8 protein-coding genes and 1 pseudogene are annotated in these 4,318 nt (G+C 55.8%); 4 read left to right on the top strand and 5 right to left on the bottom strand.

Going from position 1 to position 4,318, the window contains the following annotated elements; all coding sequences use genetic code 11:
* The 3 genes and pseudogenes from hslU to Q7T06_RS12950 all read left to right on the top strand — a co-directional run.
* Positions 1 to 345: pseudogene (gene hslU, locus Q7T06_RS12960) on the top strand (HslU--HslV peptidase ATPase subunit); the annotation flags it as partial.
* A 42-nt stretch (positions 346 to 387) separates the two neighbouring features.
* A complete protein-coding gene (locus Q7T06_RS12955) occupies positions 388 to 588 on the top strand; it encodes a hypothetical protein (protein ID WP_304785218.1) in 201 nt (66 codons plus the stop codon).
* 134 nt (positions 589 to 722) lie between these two features.
* Entirely contained in the window at positions 723 to 1,052 is a 330-nt protein-coding gene (locus Q7T06_RS12950; protein ID WP_304785217.1) for a cupin domain-containing protein, read from the top strand.
* 40 nt (positions 1,053 to 1,092) lie between these two features.
* Here Q7T06_RS12950 and Q7T06_RS12945 read toward each other — a convergent pair whose 3' ends face one another.
* The 5 genes from Q7T06_RS12945 to Q7T06_RS12925 form a co-directional block, all read right to left on the bottom strand.
* Positions 1,093 to 2,088 (bottom strand): NAD(P)H-dependent glycerol-3-phosphate dehydrogenase, encoded by a 996-nt coding sequence (locus tag Q7T06_RS12945; RefSeq protein WP_304785216.1) that lies wholly within the window; start codon positions 2,086 to 2,088, stop codon positions 1,093 to 1,095.
* Positions 2,089 to 2,176: 88 nt separating this feature from the next.
* Complete coding sequence (locus Q7T06_RS12940; RefSeq protein ID WP_304785215.1) at positions 2,177 to 2,626, bottom strand: SH3 domain-containing protein; 450 nt, start codon at positions 2,624 to 2,626, stop codon at positions 2,177 to 2,179.
* A gap of 82 nt (positions 2,627 to 2,708) precedes the next feature.
* Entirely contained in the window at positions 2,709 to 3,203 is a 495-nt protein-coding gene (gene secB, locus Q7T06_RS12935) for a protein-export chaperone SecB (protein ID WP_304785214.1), read from the bottom strand.
* A gap of 89 nt (positions 3,204 to 3,292) precedes the next feature.
* Complete coding sequence (gene grxC, locus Q7T06_RS12930) at positions 3,293 to 3,556, bottom strand: glutaredoxin 3 (RefSeq protein ID WP_304785213.1); 264 nt, start codon at positions 3,554 to 3,556, stop codon at positions 3,293 to 3,295.
* Positions 3,557 to 3,567: 11 nt separating this feature from the next.
* Positions 3,568 to 3,969, bottom strand: a complete 402-nt coding sequence (locus Q7T06_RS12925) for a rhodanese-like domain-containing protein (protein ID WP_304785212.1) — start codon at positions 3,967 to 3,969, stop codon at positions 3,568 to 3,570.
* 106 nt (positions 3,970 to 4,075) lie between these two features.
* On the opposite strand from Q7T06_RS12925, the gene Q7T06_RS12920 reads away from it, so the two are divergent.
* Positions 4,076 to 4,318, top strand: a 243-nt coding sequence (locus Q7T06_RS12920; RefSeq protein ID WP_304785211.1) for a 2,3-bisphosphoglycerate-dependent phosphoglycerate mutase, incomplete at its 3' end; no start/stop codon positions are given.

Genomic DNA, 4,318 nt, shown 5'->3' with positions numbered 1-4,318 from the left:
GTCGAGCTGGAATCCCTGTCCATCGCCGATTTCGAGCGCATCCTGACCGGCACCGACGCCTGCCTGACCATGCAATACCAGGCCTTGCTGGACACTGAAGGCGTGCACATCGAATTTGCGCAGGATGGCATACAGCGGATGGCTGAAATTGCCTATGCGGTCAATGAAAAAACCGAAAACATAGGCGCCCGGCGTTTATATACGGTGATGGAAAAACTGCTGGAAGAAATCTCGTTTTCCGCCAGTGAAAATCCGAATCAGGTCCTGACCATCAACGCCGCTTATGTAGAAGAAAGACTGGGAGCCTTGTCGGTGGACGAGGATTTATCGCGCTACGTCTTGTAATCATAACCAGGCGCGCATCGCCCGATGCGCGCCATGCATATCATGGCCAATAAAGCACTCGCCAAACGGCAAAAGCTCACGATCCGCCTCGAACCTTCCCACAGAGCGCTGAAGCCGCGCAACCCGGTCGCAGTCGCGGCCAAACAGCGCGCTGCCGGCTCGCATCAAAAATCCATTTCCGCCCAGCGTCAGGTGCAAAAACGCTTGCTGAAGATCAAGTTGTCCGAACCCGACGATCAATAAGTCCGCCCCTTCCGCAGCGACTGATCCAGCCACAAGCCGTTTGCCGATTGATCCGGCATGATTTGTTTGTTATAAGGAACGCAGCACGCAGATTCGCGTCTGATGGACTCTACCGTATCGCTGAGGAGAACATGATGGCTCTACCGCACGCAACATCCGGCCAGTTGATCGATATCCGGCCGCTGGGACCACGGATAGACGCAGCCGTTTCGAATGCGCTGTTCAAAACCCCGCAACTTGAATTGATGCGCCTGGTGCTGCCGCGCGGCAAAGGCATGCCCGAGCATACGGTGCCGGGCGCGGTGACTATCCAGTGCCTGGAAGGTGTGATTGAATTAAGCGCGCATCAAACCACCCAAACCGTGTATGCAGGCGGGCTGGTTTATCTGGCCGGTGGAGAACCCCATGCGCTGCATGCGCTGGAAGATTCCTCGGTTTTATTGACGCTACTGCTGCAGAACTAAAACCGCCGGTGAGTTGAGGCAAGGCTGGCTGCAGCCGAATTCAGGCGGCTTCGGCACGCGGATCGCGCGCCAGCAAAAGATTCACCATGTCCAGCGGTGAGTCGCCGTCAAACAGCACTGCCGCCACTGCATTGGTGATCGGCATATCGATGCCCCGCTCGGCTGCCAACTGACGTACGGCTTTGGCGCAAGGCACGCCTTCTGCAACGTGGCCCAGCTCGCTGACGATTTGCGCCAGCTTTTTTCCCTGCGCCAGACCCAGGCCAACCTTGCGGTTGCGTGACAGATCACCGGTACAGGTCAGGATCAAGTCACCCATGCCGGTCAAACCCATGAAAGTTTCCGTGTGCCCGCCGAGCGCAACGCCGAGCCGCGTGATTTCCGCCAGGCCGCGCGTAATCAGGGCCGCGCGCGCATTCAAGCCCAACCCCAGGCCATCGATGACACCGGTGGCGATCGCCAGTATGTTTTTGACTGCGCCACCTACCTCGACGCCTATCAAGTCATCGGTCGAATAAATCCGCATGCTGGAACCGTGGACGGCGCTGACCACGCGTTCGCGCAAGGCAGCATCATCGGATGCAATCGCCAATGCGCATGGCAGGCCGCGCGCAACCTCTTGCGCAAAAGACGGACCGGACAAGGCGCCGGCGGGGATGCCGCTGCCCAATACCTCGTGCACGATCTGATGCGGCAACAGATGGGTGTCCACCTCGAAGCCCTTGCACAAGCAGACGAGGTTGGGTATCGAATAGGATTTCAATTGCAGCGCCAGCGGCCGCAAACCGGCCAGCGAAGTGGCAACCAGCAGCAAGCCATCCGCACCTGCATGCGCAACTGCGGCAGCAAAATCAGAGCTCAAGACCAGGCTGTCCGGCAAATGGAAGCCGGGCAGATAAGTGGTATTTTCACGCTGCTGTTGCGCTGCCTGCATGACCTCGACATCACGCCCCCACAACACAACGGCGTGTCTATCCGCCAGCGACATCGCCAACGCCGTGCCCCATGCGCCTGCGCCAAGTATGGTGATATTCATGCAGTGAATTTAATCGATTCGATAGAGAAGAGTGTGAATACTAACAGGCAGGCTGGCCCGGCAACAGCGAGGCAATTGCAAGCGGCGGCTACTCGCCCCACACTTCAGTTACTTTTGCAAAGCCGGTCGGCCCATCCCTGTGCTTGAGTTTGACCCAACCCGAGGCGGCCGGCGCCAGCAATTCGAGCAGCACGCCTTTGTCGGCCATGGCTAGCACGGCGGCAGCTTCTTCTGCCGTTGCGTGCAACTTGATATTGGCGGCTGTCACGATCACGTTACGCTTCACAGCAAGCGCTGTCGTCTCTATCCAGAACAAATCGCCGGCCGCATCGCGCACCTTGCTCCAGCCGCCCTGCGTCAACACGACTTCTACCGGCATGCCGCGCGGTGCTACAAATATCTTGCGCCCCTTGTCTGAGGGTGCGTTGTACAGCACAGCAGGCTGGGCGCCGACCGACTTGTATTCCGCAGCATGCAGCGCGCTCATGCCCAGCGTGGCAAACAGCAAGGCTGCAAAGATGGGGGAAGAGCATTTCATGCGATCACCTTCACACATAATCCGGGAGGCTGCAGGCGCGCAAGACACTGCGCGCCTGCATCGGGATGACTCAGGGGATAACTTAATGCCTGGCTGCGGAACCGTCGGCCATCACGATGCCGGACGCGTTTTCCTGCTGTTGCTGGGCAAACGCTTCCAGCCGTTGCTGGTACACCGATTCAAAATTGATTTCACTCAAATGCACAGGCGGGAAACCGGCACGGGTGATCGCATCGGCGATATTGGCGCGCAGATAAGGATAAATGACGTTCGGGCAACCGATGCCGAGCAAAGGATCGAGTTGTTCATCCGGGACATTGCGGATTTCAAAAATGCCGGCTTGCTTGCCTTCGACCAGAAATGCGATCTTGTCATTGATTTTTGCAGTGACTGTAATCGTCACTGTGGATTCGAATATGCCTTCGGCCAGCGGCTGTGCGCCTACGTCGACTGCAACTTCGATCGCAGGGCCTTCCTGCTCGAGAAAAATTTCCGGGGAATTCGGTTGCTCAAGCGACAGATCTTTCAGGTAAACACGTTGGATCTGGAATACAGGTTGTAGATTTTCGTCAGCCATGAAGCACTTTCAGTCAGATTAAAAATGGAGGGCAAAGCCTCCGAACAGGTTACAACACAAACATCCACTTGCGGCGCGTGCGCCAGGCTTCAGGCGCCTTGCAACAGGGCATCCAGCTTGCCGAGGCGCTCCAGTGCATTCAAATCATCGAAGCCGCCAACGTGCGTGTCGCCGATATAAATCTGCGGCACGGTGCGACGGCCGGTTTTTTCCATCATCGCAGCGCGTTGTGCGGGATCGAGATCAACCCGGATCTTTTCTATCTGGTCTATGCCCTTGGCCGTCAACAAACGCTCGGCCATCGTGCAATATGGGCAAACCCCGGTGCTATACATCACTACATGCGCAGTCATACATCATCCTTTTACTTGGTAGTCGGCAGACCTTGCGATTGCCATGCATCCAGTCCACCGAGTAGACTATAGGCTTCTGCGTAACCTTCTTTTTTCAGTTGTGCGGTTGCTTTTGCCGATCGCACGCCCTTCTCACAGACCACGATCACCGGCTTGGCCTTGAATTTTTCCAATTCGACAACACGAGTTTTCAATTCTTTCAGCGGAATGTTTTTCGCATCGCGTATGTGGCCGGCAGCGAATTCTTCTGCAGTGCGCACGTCGAGTATCAGGGTTTTGCCTTGATTAATGATTTGCGTAGCCTGTAGCGCGCTGACTTTTGCACCGGTACGCTGCAATGTGTGTGCGACCAAGGCGCCACCCGACAAAAGCACGATGCCGATGAGGAAAATGTTATCAATGATGAATTTCACGTTGTTCCAATGAGTAGAAAGAATGTTCGCATTATAAAATAGAAGACCGAATACAATTCGGATTCGGCATTTTGCATCAAAAAACCATTACTTACCTATTAGAACCATGTACAAAATCGTATTGATGCGCCACGGCGAGTCCACATGGAATCTCGATAATCGCTTTACCGGCTGGGCCGATGTCGATTTGACTGAAAAAGGCTGTGCCGAAGCCAGGCACGCCGGCGTATTGCTGCGCGAAGCAGGTTTCAGCTTTGACCTTGCTTACACTTCCGTCTTGAAACGCGCGATCCGCACGCTGTGGATGACCCTCGATGAAATGGATTTGATGTGGATACCGGTGGTCTGC

This window comes from Herminiimonas sp. (genome assembly GCF_030645555.1).
In the GTDB taxonomy this organism is placed as follows: Bacteria; Pseudomonadota; Gammaproteobacteria; order Burkholderiales; family Burkholderiaceae_D; genus Oxalicibacterium.
Note: the sequence above shows the minus strand (reverse complement) of the source record. Positions and strands in the feature narration are given on the sequence as shown.

Excerpts from the sequence above, each read along its gene's own strand:
- Q7T06_RS12955 (WP_304785218.1), top strand. The coding sequence starts at position 388 with ATGGCCAATAAAGCACTCGCCAAACGGCAAAAGCTCACGATCCGCCTC.
- Q7T06_RS12950 (WP_304785217.1), top strand. The coding sequence starts at position 723 with ATGGCTCTACCGCACGCAACATCCGGCCAGTTGATCGATATCCGGCCG.
- Q7T06_RS12945 (WP_304785216.1), bottom strand. The coding sequence starts at position 2,088 with ATGAATATCACCATACTTGGCGCAGGCGCATGGGGCACGGCGTTGGCG.
- Q7T06_RS12940 (WP_304785215.1), bottom strand. The coding sequence starts at position 2,626 with ATGAAATGCTCTTCCCCCATCTTTGCAGCCTTGCTGTTTGCCACGCTG.
- secB (WP_304785214.1), bottom strand. The coding sequence starts at position 3,203 with ATGGCTGACGAAAATCTACAACCTGTATTCCAGATCCAACGTGTTTAC.
- grxC (WP_304785213.1), bottom strand. The coding sequence starts at position 3,556 with ATGACTGCGCATGTAGTGATGTATAGCACCGGGGTTTGCCCATATTGC.